Here is a 16,284-nt window from a genome sequence, read left to right as displayed (position 1 = left end):
CACCCCTCGCTCGACCGGGGGCGCCTGGCGCCCCCACCTCTTCCCGGTTCGGAGCCCCCGAATGAAACACAACGTCATCCTGGTCTTGCTCGACGGCCTCAACTTTCACGTGGCCCGGCACGCCATGGGGCATCTGCATGCCTACGTCGAAGCCGAGCGCGCCGCCTTGTACCGCGTGGAATGCGAACTGCCGTCGCTGTCGCGGCCGTTGTACGAATGCATCCTCACCGGCACCGCGCCCATCGACAGTGGCATCGTGCACAACAACGTCAATCGCCTGTCCAACCAGCGCAGCGTCTTCCACTACGCCCGCGAAGCCAATCTGGGCACCGCGGCAGCGGCGTACCACTGGATGAGCGAGCTGTACAACCGCTCGCCCTTCGACCCCCAGCGTGACCGCCACACCCATGCGCCGAAGCTGCCGATCCAGCACGGCCTGTTCTATTACGCCGATCACTACCCCGATTCCCACCTGCTGGCCGACGCCGAATACCTGCGCCGCCGGCATGCGCCGAATTTTCTCCTGGTGCACCCGATGAGCATCGACGATGCCGGCCATCACCATGGCCTGGACAGCAGCCAGTACCGCAACGCCGCACGCAGCCTCGACATCCTGCTGGCCGACTACCTGCCGCGCTGGCTTGAAGAGGGTTATCAGGTGCTGGTCACCGCCGACCACGGCATGAACAACGACCGTTCGCACAATGGCCTGCTCGCCGAAGAGCGCGAGGTGCCATTGTTCGTGTTCGGCGAGGGCTTCAGCCTCGACCTCAACGCCAAGCCCTTGCAGACCCAACTGTGCGGCACGATCTGCGAGCTGCTCGGTGCAGCGCACGACAAGAGCGTGTGCCGGGAGCTGCTCAAATGAGCGCGCGACCACGCGGGCGCTACCTGGCGTTGCTGTGGCTGTTGCCCTTTGCGCTGTTCTTCCTGGTGTTCCAGATCGCTCCACTGGCGTGGGTGGCGGTCAACAGCCTGCAGAGCGAAAGCGGCTGGGGGCTGGACAACTTCATCAAGGTGTTCAGCTCGAAGTTCTACCTGCAGGCCCTGCAGCGCAGCCTGGAAATCAGTTTCTGGTCGAGCCTGTTCGGCATCGTCATCGCCATTCTCGGGGCCTACTCGCTGCGTCAGGTCGACTCGCGTCTGCGCGATTTCGTCAGCGCCTTCGCCAACATGACCAGCAACTTCTCCGGCGTGCCGCTGGCGTTCGCCTTCATCATCCTGCTCGGTTTCAATGGCGCGCTGACGCTATTGCTCAAGCAGGTGGGCCTGCTCGGGGATTTCAGCATCTATTCCAAGAGCGGGCTGATTCTGGTGTACACCTACTTCCAGATCCCCCTCGGGGTGTTGCTGTTGTACCCGGCCTTCGATGCCCTGCGCGAAGACTGGCGCGAATCGGCCGCCCTGCTCGGCGCCAACGGCTGGCATTACTGGCGGCACATCGGCCTGCCGGTGCTGACCCCGGCGCTGCTGGGCACCTTCGTCATCCTCCTGGCCAATGCGCTGGGTGCCTACGCCACTGTCTACGCGCTGACCACCGGCAATTTCAACGTACTGCCGATTCGCATCGCCGGCCTGGTGGCGGGCGATATCAGCCTCGACCCGAACCTGGCCAGCGCCCTGGCGATGGTGCTGGTGGGGCTGATGACCGTGGTCACGGTGGTTCATCAATGGCTGTTGCGAAGGAGCTACCATGCGCGCTGAACCCGGCAAGGGCGGCTGGTATCACCGTCTGGTGGTGTACCTGCTGTTCCTCATTCTGCTGCTGCCGCTGGCCGGCACCTTGCTTTACTCGCTGTCGACCAGCTGGTCGGCGAGCCTGCTGCCCAGTGGCCTGACCCTGAAGTGGTATGTGGCGCTATGGAGCGAGCCACGCTTTCTGGCTGCATTCGGGCAGTCTTTGCTGGTCTGCGTCGGTGCGCTGCTGCTGTCGGTGGTGCTGATTCTGCCGCTGCTGTTCGTGGTGCACTACCACTTCCCGCGCCTGGATGCGCTGATGAACATCCTCATCTTGCTGCCGTTCGCAGTGCCTCCAGTGGTGTCCTCGGTGGGCCTGTTGCAACTGTATGGCAGCGGGCCGATGGCCATGGTCGGCACGCCGTGGATTCTGATCGGCTGCTACTTCACCGTCGTTCTGCCATTCATGTACCGGGCGATCACCAACAACCTGCAGGCGATCAATCTGCGCGACCTGATGGACGCGGCCCAACTGCTCGGCGCCAGCCCCTGGCAGGCCGCGCTGCAGGTGGTGTTGCCCAACCTGCGCAAGGGGCTGATGGTGGCGCTGCTGCTGTCGTTCTCGTTCCTGTTCGGCGAATTCGTCTTCGCCAACCTGCTGGTCGGCACCCGCTACGAGACCCTGCAGGTGTACCTGAACAACATGCGTAACAGCAGTGGCCACTTCAACAGCGCACTGGTGATTTCGTATTTCACCTTCGTGCTGGTACTGACCTGGGTCGCCAACCGCCTGAACAAGGACAAGACCTGAAATGAGCTACGTCAGCGTAAAGAACCTGCGCAAGCGCTACGCAAGCAGCACGGTGTTCGAAAACATCGACTGCCAGATCGCCCGCGGCGAATTCGTCACCCTGCTTGGCCCCTCTGGCTGCGGCAAATCGACCCTGCTGCGCTGCATTGCCGGGCTGACGCCGGTCGATGGCGGGCAGATCCTGCTCGATGGCCACGACCTGGTGCCGCTGAGCCCGCAGAAGCGTGGCATCGGCATGGTGTTCCAGAGCTACGCGCTGTTCCCCAACATGACCGTGCAGCAGAACGTCGCCTTCGGCCTGCGCATGCAGAAAGTGCCTGCCGAGCAGAGTCGCCAGCGGGTTCAAGAGGCATTGGAGCTGGTCGAACTGGGGGCCTTCGCCGAGCGCTATCCGCACCAGTTGTCCGGTGGCCAGTGTCAGCGCGTAGCCTTGGCCCGCTCGCTGGTGACCCGACCCCGCCTGCTGCTGCTCGATGAGCCGCTGTCGGCGCTGGATGCGCGCATTCGCAAGCACCTGCGCGAACAGATCCGCGCGATCCAGCGTGAACTGGGCCTGACCACGATCTTCGTCACCCACGATCAGGAAGAGGCGCTGACGATGTCCGACCGCATCTTCCTGATGAACCAAGGGCGCATCGTGCAAAGCGGCGATGCCGAAACCCTGTACACCGCCCCGGTCGATCTGTTCGCCGCAGGCTTTATCGGCAACTACAACCTGCTCGACGCCGACAGCGCCAGCCGTCTGCTGCAACAGCCGGTCAGCCAGCGCCTGGCGATTCGCCCTGAAGCCATCAGCCTGGGCCTCGATGGCGAGCTGGATGCGGTGATCCGCAGCCACAGCCTGTTGGGCAACGTGATCCGCTACCGGGTCGAGGTGCGCGGGGTCGAGCTGGTGGTGGATGTGCTCAACCGCTCGCCGGCCGATCTGCATGAAGCGGGCAAGCGGGTATCCTTGGCGATCGATCCAACAGCGCTACGGGAAGTGGCTTAGGAGTTTCAGCGACATGGCACTGGCAATCTTCGATCTGGACGAAACGCTCATTCATGGCGATTGCTCATCGCTCTGGTGCGCGCAGATGGCGCGGCTGGGCTGGGTCGACGGCGAGTCGTTCCTGCGCCGCGACGCCGAGCTGATGCAGGCCTACGGCAAAGGCCACCTGCGCATGGAGGAGTACATGGCCTTCAGCCTGGAGCCGATCGCCGGGCGTACCCTTGAGGAAGTCGATCATCTGGTGGAGCCGTGGGTGGAGAACGTCATCGAGCCGATCATCTTCGGCGATGCCTGCCGCTGCATCGCCGAACACCGCCAGGCCGGCGACCGGGTGCTGATCATTTCCGCGTCGAGTGCCCATCTGGTCGGGCCGATCGCCGCGCGCCTGGGGGTCGAGGAATACCTGGCGATCGATCTGGAAACCGCCCATGGCGTGTACACCGGCAACACCCGCGGAGTGCTCACCTACCGCGATGGCAAGGTCACCCGGCTGCTGGAATGGCTCGATCAGGAACAGGAAAATCTCGAGGGCGCCAGCTTCTATTCCGACTCGCGCAATGATCTGCCGCTGCTGCTGCGGGTCGATCACCCACGGGTGGTGAACCCCGACGCCGTGCTGCGCGAGCATGCCGAGCGCAATGGCTGGACGATTCTGGACTGGAAATGATGGGGTTCGAACCCCACCCGGCAGGCTGCCGGGTGGGATCTGTGCTGCGCGATCAGCTCAGGCTCGAGTCGACCACCAGCACCAGCTTGCCCGACACCTGGTTGCTCGCAAGCTCGGCGTAGGCAGCTTCGGCGAATTCCACCGGGTAGGTGTCGACCAGTTGCGCGCTGAGCCGGCCTTCGCCGAACAACGGCCAGATGTGCTGGCGCAGGTCGCTGAGCAACTGCGCCTTGAACTCATCGCTGCGGTTACGCAGGGTGGAACCGGTGATCTGCAAGCGCTTGCTCAGCACCTGGGCCAGATCGATTTCGCTCTTGCGCCCGCTCATCAGGCCAATGATGACCCAGCGCCCGTCGCGGGCCAGCAGGCTCAGGTTGAGGTCGACGTAGCCCGCACCGACCGGGTCGAGCACCACATCGAACGGCCCCAGTCGCTCCAGCTCGGCGAGGTTGTCGTTGCGCACCACCCCGCCGCTGGCGCCCAGCGCCTGGCAGTGGGCCAGCCGTTCCTGCGAGCCGACGCTGACCCAGACCGGGTTGCCGAACGCCTTGCACAATTGAATGGCGGCCGAACCCACACCACTGGCACCGGCATGCACCAGCACCTTCTCGCCCGCCTGCAAGCCGCCGAGCTGGAAGATATTCAGCCAGGCGGTGGCATACACCTCAGGCACTGCGGCCGCCTCGTGCAGGCTCAGGCCGTCGGGCACCGGCATCACGTGACGAGCGTCCACTACCACCTCTTCAGCGACGCCGCCGCCTGCGAGCAGCGCGCAGACCCGCTCACCGACACGCCAGTCGGCACCTGCACCGACCTCTTCGATCACCCCCGAGCATTCCAGGCCCAGATAAGGACTGGCGCCGGGCGGCGGCGGGTACAGGCCGGCACGCTGCATGAGGTCGGCACGGTTCAATCCGGCCGCCGCCACGCGGATGCGTACCTGCCCCGCATCACAGGCCAGACGCGGTGCGTCGACCCAGGCCACATGTCCGTCAACGCCTTGCAATGCCTTCACAGTGCCTCCATAGTTGATTCATGACTGAGCCCGGGAAACCATGCCCGGGCTTTTTGCAGTTTCAGACCGGCTCAATGGAACCGGTGAACGGAAAAGACGGCCTACTATGCGTGATCAATTGCACCCACGTCGAATCAGCATGAAGCACTTCCTGCCCCGCACCGCACTCGCCCTGGTCATCGGCCTGGGTACTCTTGCGCTGGGCAGTACTGCCTCGGCTGCCAACAAGTGGGATTCCCTGCAACCGGACCGCGACGAGGTGGTCGCCAGCCTCAACGTGGTCGAGTTGCTCAAGCGGCATCACTACAGCAAGCCGCCCCTGGACGATGCACGCTCGGTCATCATCTACGACAGCTACATCAAGCTGCTCGATCCCTCGCGCAGCTATTTCACCGCGGCCGACATCGCCGAGTTCGACAAGTGGAAAACGCAATTCGACGATTTCCTCAAGAACGGCAACCTCGACCCCGGTTTCACCATCTACAAGCGCTACCTGAACCGGGTCAAGGCACGCCTGGACTTCGCCCTGGCCGAGTTGAACAAGGGTGTCGACAAGATCGACTTCACCACCCACGAAACCTTGCTGGTCGATCGCAAGGACGCCCCCTGGCTGAAGAACGATGCCGAACTCGACGACCTGTGGCGCAAACGGGTCAAGGATGAAGTGCTGCGCCAGAAGATCGCCGGCAAGGACTTGAAGCAGATCCAGGAAACCCTGACCAAGCGCTACAAGAATCAGCTCGCCCGCCTCGACCAGACCCGCGCCGAAGACATCTTCCAGGCCTACATCAACACCTTCGCGCAGTCCTACGACCCGCACACCAATTACCTCTCGCCTGACAGCGCGGAAAACTTCGACATCAACATGAGCCTGTCGCTGGAAGGCATCGGCGCGGTGCTGCAGAGCGACAACGATCAGGTCAAGATCGTGCGCCTGGTGCCCGCGGGCCCTGCGGCCAAGACCAAGCAGGTGGCGCCTGCCGACAAGATCATCGGCGTCGCCCAGGGCAACAAGGAGATGGTCGATGTGGTCGGCTGGCGCCTGGATGAAGTGGTCAAGCTGATCCGCGGCCCGAAAGGCTCGGTGGTGCGCCTGGAAGTGATTCCGGCCAACAATGCGCCGAACGATCAGACCAGCAAGATCGTCTCGATCACCCGTGAGGCGGTCAAGCTCGAAGAGCAGGCGGCGAAGAAGTCGGTGCTCAAACTCAAGCAGGACGGCCGCGACTACAAGCTGGGAATCATCGAGATTCCGGCCTTCTACCTCGACTTCAAGGCCTACCGCGCGGGCGACCCGGACTACAAGAGCACCACGCGCGACGTGAAGAAGCTGCTCACCGAGTTGCAGAAAGAGAAAGTCGACGGGGTGGTCATCGACTTGCGCAACAACGGCGGTGGTTCGCTGCAGGAAGCCACCGAGCTGACCAGCCTGTTCATCGACAAGGGCCCGACCGTGCTGGTGCGTAACAGCGACGGCCGCGTCGACGTGCTCGAAGACGAAAACCCCGGCGCGTTCTACAAAGGGCCGCTGACTTTGCTGGTGAACCGTCTTTCGGCTTCGGCTTCGGAGATTTTCGCCGGCGCCATGCAGGACTATCACCGCGCGCTGATCATCGGCGGGCAGACCTTCGGCAAGGGCACCGTGCAGACCATCCAGCCGCTCAACCACGGCGAACTGAAGCTGACCCTGGCCAAGTTCTATCGGGTCTCCGGGCAGAGCACCCAGCATCAGGGCGTGCTGCCGGACATCGATTACCCGTCGATCATCGACACCAAGGAAATCGGTGAAAGCGCGCTGCCCGAAGCTATGCCCTGGGACACCATTCGCCCCGTGGTGCGCCCGGCGGTCGACCCGTTCAAGCCGTATCTGGCCCAGCTCAAGGAGCGCCACGAGGCGCGTAGCCTGAAGGACGCGGAGTTCGCCTACATCCGTGATCGCCTGGCCCTGACCCAGAAGCTGATGAACGAGAAGACCGTCAGCCTCAACGAACAGGAGCGTCGCACCCGCCACGACGAGATCGACGCCAAGCAACTGGCACTTGAAAACATTCGTCGCAAGGCCAAGGGCGAGGAGCCGCTCAAGGAGCTGAAGAAAGAGGACGAGGACGCGCTGCCGACCGAGCCGGACGACACCAAGCCCGAGGACGATGCCTACCTGGCTGAGACCGGGCGCATCCTGCTCGACTACCTCAGCCTCAGTGGCGCCAAACGCTGACGCTACAGGCAAAAACAAAGGGCCGAACGTGAAGACGTTCGGCCCTTTTGCTTCGTGCTGAAGATCAACAGTCCGCTGAGCGTTCCTCGGGGTAGCTGTACTCGAACACCCGCACCACCTCGGACGCATGCCAGGAAGCCGCCTCCAGGCCATCGACCGGGCCGCTGAAACGCCCCAGACGCTCGACGCAGGCAAAGAAGCCGGTACGCGGCAGGCGACTGGCGCCCTGGCTGATCACCAGCGAGCTGCGCAAGGGCTGTTCGGCCCGCGCATCGAGTACCGCCAGGTACTCCAGCGCTGCGGTCAGGGTCTGCATGGCCGGCGTGGGCAGTTGCAGACGCTCGATCAGCGCACGGTAGGTCAGCAGATGGCGTTGTCGACGAGCCAGATCGAGTTCGCCCAGCAGGCTATGCCAGTGCTGGCGACTGATCCGCACCTGGCTCATGACGGCTGACTCCAACCGGGAACACCCAGATGCCACGCCAGCGCGCGCAAGATGGCATCACCCGGCTCACGCTCGCCTGCCTCTATCATTGCCAGATAGGCCGGGCTGATACCGACATTGCGCGCCAGCGCCTCAGGGGCGATGCCTTTGGTCACACGCAAATGCGCCAGCTCGCTCAGTGCCGGCAATACCGCCTGCTTGGGCGCCGCCTGCGACGCCTGTGCGGGCTGCTCGGCGGTACTTGCCGGAGCCTGGCCTGCGGCCTTCAACAACGCCTGGTATTGCTCCCAGGGCACGACGGCGTACTCGGGTTGACCGTCCCGGTTGATGACCTGAATACCCATTGCTTCATCCTCTTGGCAGGATCACAGCATGCAATCCATCGACATGATCGTGCTGGCAAGTATAAGTGCATGGGCGAGGATGTGCGCAGCGCCGGTGAATCAAGGTGCGGATCTTTCCAGGCGCAACGCTTCAGGACTGGCTGGAAGGCGCTCGACCTTGCGCAGGCGCTCCGGGCTCTGGCTGTCGCGCCAGGCCTTGAAGCGCGCCAGTTCGTCGGCCACGGTTTTCATCACCCAACCGAGCACGGCGATGTCATCGAGAAAGCCGACGCCCAGGATCCAGTCGGGAATGGCGTCGATGGGACTGACGAAATACAGAAGGCCGGCAACGATGGTCACCAGGGCCTTGGTGCTGATCGCACGGTATTCACCGCGCCACCAGGCCAGGCACAGCGACTGCATCAGGCGCAGGTCGTCGCGCATCTTGCCAAGCTTGGGGCCCTTGCGCGCGACGGCGAAGAGCAGAGCCGGCAAGCGTCCACGGCTGAGCAGACGTTCAGCCAACGGCAGAAAACGGGCGAAATTCCACGGTGCGCTCATGGGGCCTCCGGTAGGCAGGAAGGTTATCCACATTTATTGTGGATAACCTTGTGAACAGGGGGGCGTTTTGCGTGCGATGCGCCCACAGAACAAGGGCCGCGCTTAGATCGGGTATTTTTTACACAGTGATTTCAGCCGCGCAAAGCTTTTGCGACCGACCGTCAACGCCAGCGAGCTGGCTGCACTGTGTGGGACAGTGCCTGGCGAGCAGGGTTCGCCACAACTGATGTGACCCCCATATGCAAACGCCCCGTCGGAACGGGGCGTTGCGCTGAAGCGTTGGTCTTACTGAGCCGGAGCGGCTGGCTCGGCAGTCGGCGCGTCTGGCGCCTGCTCCTGAGCCTGGGCCGGGTCCTTGATACCGAGCAGTTCGAGGTCGAACACCAGTACCGAGTTGGCCGGAATCTGCGGGCTTGGGCTTTGCGCGCCGTAGGCCAGTTCAGCCGGGATGTACAGCTTGTACTTCTCGCCAACGTGCATCAGTTGCAGGCCTTCGACCCAGCCTGGAATCACACCGCTGACCGGCAGATCGATAGGGCTGCCGCGCTCGACCGAGCTGTCGAAGACCTTACCGTCGGTGAGTTTGCCTTCGTAGTGAACGGTGACCACGTCAGTCGGCTTGGGCTGTGGGCCATCGGCTTTCTTGATCACTTCATACTGCAGACCGGAAGCGGTGGTGACGACACCCTGCTTCTTGCCATTTTCTTCGAGGAATTTCTTGCCAGCGCTGGCGGCCTCTTCGCTGGCCTTGGCCAGACGTTCTTCGGCGCGCTTTTGCAGGGCGGTGAACGCTTCTACCAACTCTTCGTCCTTGAGGCGCTGGTCTTTCTTGCCGACCGCATCTTCGATGCCGAGCGCTACCGCTTTGGAGTCCAGATCATCCATGCCTTCCTGAGCCAGGCTCTTGCCCATGTTCAGGCCGATGCCGTACGAGGCTTTCTGCGAAGGCGTCTTGAGCTCGACGTCGCTGGTCTTCGCGTCGCAACCTGCAAGCACCAGACCTACCAGGGCAACCGCAGCCGCCAGACGATGTTGTTTCATGCTGATTCCTTGTTCATGCGCCAGAGGGGCAAATCAGGTAAAGCCGCGAGCTTAGCAGGCGGTCATGACCAATGGCTACCGGCATGAGAGCCGCTTGCAGCCACGAAGTTCCTCGGGTGAAGGCTTCTTCATGGGAACGGCCGCCAGTCAACCGGCAGTGGCGTGTCAGGCATCCCAGGCTATATGCTTCGCATACGTTTCATATACCGGGAGAGCACTTCGATGGGCATCGTCAAGATCTGCGACGCGCTGCACCAGGACCTGCGCGTGGCAAGCACCGCCCTGTCACGCTCGATCAACGCCCAGGCCGAACATTGGATTCGCTTGGGCATGCTGGCCGAGCTGCACCCCGACTGCACCTACCAGCAACTGCTGCGCCAGTTGCTGCGCGAGGAACAGGCCAACCTCAAGGAATTGCTGCAATGAGCAACGTGATCGTCAAAGATGCCGCGCAACTGGCGCTGATGCGCCACGCCGGGCGCCTGCTGGCGCACGTCTTCGCTGACCTCGACACCTTCATCCGCCCAGGCGTCACCACCCTGCAAATCAACGACCGCGCCGAAGCGTTCATCACCGAGCAGCTCAAGGCACGACCGGCGAGCAAGGGTCAGTATGGCTTTCCCTATGCGCTCAATACCTCGGTGGACAACGTGGTCTGCCATGGCATGCCCAAGCTCGATGAAGTGCTGCTCGAAGGCTCGATCATCAATGTCGACATCACCCTCGAGCAAGGCGGCTACATCGCCGATTCGTCGAAGATGTACTGCATCGGCAAGATCGGCAGCGAGGCGCGGCGTCTGGTCGACACCACTTACCAGGCCCTGCGCAAAGGCATCGAACAGGTGCGCCCCGGCGCCACCCTGGGGGACATCGGCCATGCCATCCAGAGCCATGCCGAAGCTGCAGGCTACAGCGTGGTGCGTGAATATTGCGGGCACGGTATCGGCAAACAGATGCACGAAGCCCCGCAGGTGCTGCACTACGGCCAGCCTGGCATGGGCATGCGCCTGAAACCGGGCATGGTGTTCACCATCGAGCCGATGATCAACCAGGGCAAGCGCGGCACGCGCACCCTGCGTGACGGCTGGACAGTGGTCACCCGTGATGGCGCACTTTCAGCGCAGTGGGAACACACCGTGGCCGTGACCGACAGCGGCTTCGAGGTGCTGACCTGGCGCGAAGAAGAACGTGACGTGCTGCCCATCACCGGTTGAAACCCACGCGGCCACGGCACCAAGTCGGCCTGCGACGGTCTGACCGAGGTGCCATGGCCTTGCTGGCCTGGCGCCATCCCTGTTTTCCGTTGCCTTATGTTTTAGCCTCGCCTGGAGCCCGCTCATGGACGAATCCGCGCAGCACTGGCTGCACCTGCTGTCCGCCCCCATGGCCGCCCTCAACGGTGCCAGCCTGACCGCCCCCGACTACCACGAAGGCGAAGACAAGACCGACCTGGAGCGCTGGTGGGGCATCAGCAACCGCGCCCAACTGCTCGATATCCTCAGCATGGCCGACAACGGCCACGCCCTGGAACTGGCCGATGCCTACTGGCAGTTCCAACGCTGCCTGCCGCAGCAATGGCAACGGCGCCTGGCCGAATTGCCGCTGCGCGAGCGCGTCAAGTATCAGTACGCCGCGCGCACCTTTCCCGAATGCGGACCCGGTGGCACCCGCGCCTGGGATCTGGGGCGCATGAGCTTTCTGCTGCGCAATGGCGTGAAGAAAGCCTGGATCACCTACGAAGAAAGCCTGTGGCTGCACTACCGCCTGGCCTTGCGTGCGCGGCATTACTACAACCACTGGGACGCCTACATCGCCGGTTACCTGTTCGGCAAGGCGCTGTGGAATGCTTCCGACTGTCCCGACGAGCAACTGGCGGCCGAGTTGCAGCGCCAGGGCAATGAGCACTGGAACCGCTGCATCGCGCTCAATCTGCGCCTGAGTGCTCAGCAACTGCTGGCTGACATCCCTTGGGACATGCCCCTGCCCGAGCCGTACCGCCCTAGTTCCCTGGAAGAGGATTGCTGGTCATGAGTTGCTGGATTCGCCTGGGTCTGGAACCCACTCAAGACCTCGACGCCATTCGCCTGGCCTATCGCACGCAGCTGCCGTCGCACCACCCCGAGACCGATCCGGAGGGTTTCCAGGCGCTGCGCAGTGCCTACGAAGAGGCCCTGCGCCTGGCCCGCGAGCACGAGGCGTTTAATACGGATGCACCGGTCGACGATGCAAGCCCTACTGGCGAGGCGTTGCATCCGACCCTGCAAGCCTTCCATCACCTGCTCGAAGAGCCGAGCCTGCGCTTCGACCCACAGGCCTGGCAGCAGCTGATCGACCAGCTAGACGAACTGCCCCTGGAGCAACTGGACGACGTCAGCTGGCAGATACTCGCCGGCCTGCGCGACTGCGGGCCGATCTCGCACCGCTGCGTGGGCCTGCTGGCCACCCGCCTGGGCTGGGCCGATCAGTTGCTGCGCATGGAAAATCCGCAGGAAACCGAAGCCCTGCTGCAACGCCTGCAAACACCCGACCCGTTCGACACCGCACTGATGCGCGACTGGCCGCCTATGTTGCAGATGGAGGCACTGTGGTATTTCCGCAGTCTGGAATTCATCTTCCAGAGCCGGCCGCTGTTCGAGTTCGAGCAGTTCGTCGAACAACACACCTGCGTAGCGATGCCCAACGACCCGTCCCTGATCGAACGCCTGTACATGCAACTGAGCATGGCCGGTATCGCCAGCCCGTCGGTGCATGCGCACTGGCAGGCAGAGCTGGAGGCCAGTCCGGACGATCCGGACCTGCTTTACCTGGTCGGCCGCCAGGCCGAACTGCTCGGCGACCAGGCGCAGGCGCTCACATGCAACCTGCGCCTGCTGCGTGAACATGACTACCCCCAGGCCGAGCGTTGGCTGCTCGAATACTGTGCACGCCATCAGCCGCAATGGCTGCCGTTGCTGATCCAGTCGCTCGATCAGCAAGTATTGCCCGACACCTGGCCGACCGAACTGACCGACCCGCTGCTGGGCATTCCGGCGCAGAACCCGCAGACGCTGGCGCGCTGGTCGGAAGCCTCCCGCGAAGGTCTGGGTGGTATTGCCGCGACCTTCATCGACTGGCGTCTGGACGGCGACGATGAACTGCCGCTGCTTGCCTGGCTGCTCGAGGACCAGGACGACGCCCTGCTGCAACGCCGCTACTGGCAGGCCTGGGCCTTGCAGCGTGGCGAAGCCGGGCTGCTGCAACAGATCATCAGCGCCACGCCGACCGATGACGTACTGGATGCACTGATCCTCGAAGGCTTCCAGCGTCAGGCCAATCAGCAATTGCACTGGCTGTATCAGTCAGAGGTCGCCGCGACCCTGACCGAGTACAGCGACCGCGACGACGCCAGCCTCGATCTGCCAGGCAGCCTGCTGACCCTCGAAGTGCACCCCGCCTGCCGTGAATGGCTGCGGCGCATGCGCGTCTATTCGGCACCTGCACTGCTTGGCCTGAACCGCCAGTTCCAGATGCGCCAGATGTTCACCGTGCCCTTCGCCATGGCCTTGCAGGGGCAATTGGCTGAGCGCGACATCGTCCTGCCACCGATGCCCAGCGGCGAAGCGCTATGGGACTGGCACCGCCAGCAGTTGTTCATGCTGGCCATGCTCGATCAGCCAGCGCGCTGGATGGAACTGGTCTCGGCGCAGGTCTCGCAGCAGCTCCACTACCCGCCCGAACACCCGTTCCATGGCCTGCACCAACAACTGATCAGCGCCCAGGCCCACGCCGAGGGCGGCCTGCTGCAATGGCTCGATCACAACGATCCGGTTCAGGAAATGGTCGCTGGGCGTCTGCTGCATTTCGGCAACGCCCTGGAGCTGGCGCGCCTGCCCAGCACTGCGCAGCTTTACGCCTGCCTGCAACAGGACACCGTGCTGATCAATGATTACCCCTTGGGCTATGTGCTGTTGTGCGCGGTGCTGATGCACGATCTGTCGCTGGACAGCGAGCAGCGCGGCAAGCTGCGCGATCGGATGCAAGGGGTCTACATGCTCGGCGCCTGGTTCGACGGGTTCCGCCAGAGTCTGATCGACGGCAAGCCGAAAGCGCCGAAGGCTCAGGATATCGCTGCAGTGGGCGTCAGTGCCCAACTATTGAAACAGACTCTGGAAGCGCTCGATCATTTGATCAACCACGGCAAGCCGCCTTCGACACGCATGTTACGTGCGTTGCAGAAAGCCAAGGACGACGAGCATCAGAACCCCGGTATGCGCTGTGCGCTGATGGCGATTCTGAGCTGGTCGGAGCGCATGCTGCGCAACTGCGCGCAACAACCTGCGGTGCCAGCCTGGCAGGCGTGGAAGCTGCGCAGTCGGCTCGATCGCAAAGGCTATGCGTTGAGCCTTGCGGCGGTCATCGTCGGCGCCTTGGCACCGGGCTTTGTCCCTGAGCTTGGCATACCGGTAATGCTCGGTGATGCCGGCAGAGTGCTGATCGTATTGCTGCTGATCAGCGCCTTGCTGCGCAGGATGCGCGACCTTGGCCAGGGCGTGTGGGCGATGCTTGGGGTACTGGCGCTCAGCCGTCTGTTACCTTTCCTGGCGCTAGTGGTCATGGCGATTCCTGGCGACAGACTGCCGAACCAGTACGGCCCGCCGCCGGGCGACCCCGAGCCGTTGAAGGACGGCCTGCAAGCCGCCCTGCGCCGGCTCAACGGTCAGTAGCGCAGTTCGTCCAGCGCCTGGCTCAGGGCCTGGCGCTGGCGAGTGATCTCGCTGCTTTGCTGCCCGGCCAGCACCCCGTTGAAGGTATCCAGCCAACTGCCGATCAACTCCCGCTCATCACCCAGCGCCTGCATCCAGGCGCGCTCCAGGCGCGCCAGCAAGGTGCGGTTGGGCAAGGTATCGCGCGGGTGGATTTTCAGCCCCGACAAACGCTCATGACTGGCCTGACGCGCTTCGGAGTCTAGGCCGGTGGGGCTGCGGTCGATGCTGTGGCTGTGCTTGAGGCCGGTTTCGATGAAGGTGACGTCCACCTCCAGCAGGCCGTTGATGTCGTAACTGAAGCGCACGTCCAGCGACTGCACTTCCCCGGTCGGCTGCAACGGAATATCGAAGCTGTCGACCAGAATGTTGTCACGCACCCAGGGTCGTTCGCCCTGGTACACCGCGATGCGAACGCTCTTCTGCTCGGGATGAGCGCTGTAGAAGCGCTGCACCTTGGAGGTGGGAATGATGGTGTTGCGTTCGATGATCGGCGAGAACGCGCCCGGCGCATCTTCGCCCCGCTGCGAGGCCACACCCAAGGTGTACGGGCAGACATCGGTGAGGATCAGCTCATCGATGGCCGCGTCGCGCGCCCTGCAGGCCGCCTGGCTGGCGGCGCCGAGGGCGACGATGGTATCCGGGTCGAGGTGGCGGTACGGTAGCTTGCCAAACAACTTGGCCACCAGTTGTTGCACCTGCGGCATGCGCGTGGCACCGCCCACCAGCACCAGGCTGTCGAGTTCACGCGGGCTCAGCCGGGCATCGCGCAAGGCTTGCTCGATCGGTGTGCGCACCCGCGCCAGCAACGGCGCCCAGATACTCTGCAGCGTGCTGTCGTCGACCTGCCACTCATGCGCCTGGCCGTCGCCGTTCCAGTGCAGCACGCGGCTGCCCTCGCCCGCCTGGCATTTGAACTGCTCGATGGCGTCATGCAGGCTGGCCAGCGCCTGCGGCGACAGAGTTTCCAGGCTCAGGCCCCATTCACGCAGGCAGGCTTTCAGCAAAGCGTCGGTGAAGTCTTCCCCGCCCAGGTAGTTGTCGCCGGTGGAAGCATGCACCTCGATCAACGGCAGGGCGTATTCGAGAACCGTCACATCGAAGGTGCCGCCGCCCAGGTCGAACACCAGCGTGCGCTCGAACTTCTGCTCGTGCAGGCCGTAGGCCATGGCCGCGGCGGTCGGTTCGTTGATCAGGCGCTGAACCTTTAACCCTGCCAGCTCGGCGGCGAAGACGGTGCGCTTGCGCTGCTCGTCGCTGAAATAGGCCGGCACCGAAATGACCGCCTCACTGACGCTACAGCCCAGGTGCGCCTCGGCGTCCTGCTTCAAGGCGCCGAGTACCAGCGCGGACAGCTCTTCTGGAGTGAAGCGTTGGTCGCCCAGCTGGAAATGCTTGTCACTGCCCATAAAACGCTTGAACGCAGCAGCCGTGCGCTCGGGGTGAGTGGTCAATCGCGCCCGCGCAGCCTTGCCCACCAGGATGCTGCCGTCATCGTCGACGCTGACCACCGAGGGCGTCAGCACCTCGCCCAGGGCGTTGGCGATCAACTGCGCCTTGCCGTCCTGCCAGATGGCGATCAGGCTGTTGGTGGTGCCCAGGTCGATGCCCAGCAGTGGCGTGGCGGGCGTGGAGGTCGGTGTGTCGGGGGTACTGGCATCCTGCATGAGTCGGTCTCTGGCTTGCGGTGAGAGGCCGGTGACGACGGGCGCGACCGGCGAACCCGGTCGATTGTGACGCAATGACAACAGCAGGTGAAGGCATCGCGCACAGATGGCGCTGACAGTTGGCGCGGT

The 16,284-nt window shown here is 63.6% G+C and carries 16 protein-coding genes; 10 read left to right on the top strand and 6 right to left on the bottom strand.

Going from position 1 to position 16,284, the window contains the following annotated elements; translation table 11 throughout:
* The first annotated feature begins 61 nt into the window (after nt 1–61).
* From H618_RS0120815 to H618_RS0120795, 5 genes are read left to right on the top strand one after another with little or no spacing between them, the layout of a single operon-like run.
* A complete protein-coding gene (locus H618_RS0120815; RefSeq protein ID WP_028696895.1) occupies nt 62–868 on the top strand; it encodes an alkaline phosphatase family protein in 807 nt (268 codons plus the stop codon).
* A complete protein-coding gene (locus H618_RS0120810; protein WP_028696894.1) occupies nt 865–1,704 on the top strand; it encodes an ABC transporter permease in 840 nt (279 codons plus the stop codon). Before H618_RS0120815 ends, H618_RS0120810 begins: the two co-directional genes overlap by 4 nt.
* Nucleotides 1,694–2,488, top strand: a complete 795-nt coding sequence (locus H618_RS0120805) for an ABC transporter permease (RefSeq protein ID WP_028696893.1) — start codon at nt 1,694–1,696, stop codon at nt 2,486–2,488. Before H618_RS0120810 ends, H618_RS0120805 begins: the two co-directional genes overlap by 11 nt.
* A gap of 1 nt (nt 2,489) precedes the next feature.
* Nucleotides 2,490–3,479: an ABC transporter ATP-binding protein gene (locus tag H618_RS0120800; RefSeq protein WP_028696892.1), complete on the top strand. Its 990-nt coding sequence runs from the start codon at nt 2,490–2,492 to the stop codon at nt 3,477–3,479.
* Nucleotides 3,480–3,492: 13 nt separating this feature from the next.
* Nucleotides 3,493–4,146, top strand: coding sequence for an HAD family hydrolase (locus tag H618_RS0120795; protein WP_028696891.1), 654 nt, complete (start codon nt 3,493–3,495; stop codon nt 4,144–4,146).
* 52 nt (nt 4,147–4,198) lie between these two features.
* Here H618_RS0120795 and H618_RS0120790 read toward each other — a convergent pair whose 3' ends face one another.
* Nucleotides 4,199–5,161: an NAD(P)H-quinone oxidoreductase gene (locus H618_RS0120790; protein WP_028696890.1), complete on the bottom strand. Its 963-nt coding sequence runs from the start codon at nt 5,159–5,161 to the stop codon at nt 4,199–4,201.
* 139 nt (nt 5,162–5,300) lie between these two features.
* On the opposite strand from H618_RS0120790, the gene H618_RS0120785 reads away from it, so the two are divergent.
* Complete coding sequence (locus tag H618_RS0120785) at nt 5,301–7,376, top strand: carboxy terminal-processing peptidase (RefSeq protein WP_169338843.1); 2,076 nt, start codon at nt 5,301–5,303, stop codon at nt 7,374–7,376.
* 64 nt (nt 7,377–7,440) lie between these two features.
* Here H618_RS0120785 and H618_RS0120780 read toward each other — a convergent pair whose 3' ends face one another.
* The 4 genes from H618_RS0120780 to bamJ all read right to left on the bottom strand — a co-directional run bounded on the left by H618_RS0120780 (nt 7,441) and on the right by bamJ (nt 9,746).
* Complete coding sequence (locus tag H618_RS0120780) at nt 7,441–7,821, bottom strand: hypothetical protein (protein WP_028696888.1); 381 nt, start codon at nt 7,819–7,821, stop codon at nt 7,441–7,443.
* Entirely contained in the window at nt 7,818–8,165 is a 348-nt protein-coding gene (locus H618_RS0120775; protein ID WP_028696887.1) for a helix-turn-helix domain-containing protein, read from the bottom strand. The genes H618_RS0120780 and H618_RS0120775 overlap by 4 nt, the downstream gene beginning before the upstream one ends.
* Nucleotides 8,166–8,264: 99 nt before the next feature.
* Nucleotides 8,265–8,705, bottom strand: a complete 441-nt coding sequence (locus H618_RS0120770; RefSeq protein ID WP_028696886.1) for a YkvA family protein — start codon at nt 8,703–8,705, stop codon at nt 8,265–8,267.
* A 285-nt stretch (nt 8,706–8,990) separates the two neighbouring features.
* Entirely contained in the window at nt 8,991–9,746 is a 756-nt protein-coding gene (gene bamJ, locus H618_RS0120765; protein WP_028696885.1) for a BamJ family beta-barrel-assembly machinery protein, read from the bottom strand.
* A gap of 222 nt (nt 9,747–9,968) precedes the next feature.
* Here bamJ and H618_RS0120760 point away from each other — a divergent pair, with 222 nt between their 5' ends.
* The 4 genes from H618_RS0120760 (at nt 9,969) to H618_RS0120745 (ending at nt 14,449) form a co-directional block, all read left to right on the top strand.
* Entirely contained in the window at nt 9,969–10,172 is a 204-nt protein-coding gene (locus tag H618_RS0120760) for a ParD-like family protein (RefSeq protein ID WP_028696884.1), read from the top strand.
* On the top strand, nt 10,169–10,960 hold the full coding sequence (gene map, locus H618_RS0120755) for a type I methionyl aminopeptidase (protein ID WP_028696883.1): 792 nt from the start codon (nt 10,169–10,171) through the stop codon (nt 10,958–10,960). The genes H618_RS0120760 and map overlap by 4 nt, the downstream gene beginning before the upstream one ends.
* A gap of 124 nt (nt 10,961–11,084) precedes the next feature.
* The gene (locus H618_RS0120750; protein ID WP_028696882.1) at nt 11,085–11,777 is read left to right on the top strand and encodes a DUF1266 domain-containing protein; all 693 of its coding nucleotides are present in this window, start codon (nt 11,085–11,087) and stop codon (nt 11,775–11,777) included.
* Entirely contained in the window at nt 11,774–14,449 is a 2,676-nt protein-coding gene (locus H618_RS0120745) for a DUF805 domain-containing protein (protein WP_028696881.1), read from the top strand. The genes H618_RS0120750 and H618_RS0120745 overlap by 4 nt, the downstream gene beginning before the upstream one ends.
* On the opposite strand, the gene H618_RS0120740 is transcribed toward H618_RS0120745, so the two are convergent.
* Nucleotides 14,443–16,155: a molecular chaperone HscC gene (locus H618_RS0120740; protein WP_028696880.1), complete on the bottom strand. Its 1,713-nt coding sequence runs from the start codon at nt 16,153–16,155 to the stop codon at nt 14,443–14,445. The two genes, H618_RS0120745 and H618_RS0120740, sit on opposite strands and share 7 nt — an antisense overlap.
* Nucleotides 16,156–16,284: the final 129 nt, after the last annotated feature.

Source organism: Pseudomonas cremoricolorata DSM 17059 = NBRC 16634, from assembly GCF_000425745.1.
GTDB classification, from domain to species: domain Bacteria; phylum Pseudomonadota; class Gammaproteobacteria; order Pseudomonadales; family Pseudomonadaceae; genus Aquipseudomonas; species Aquipseudomonas cremoricolorata.
This window is presented reverse-complemented; position numbering and strand designations above follow the sequence as displayed.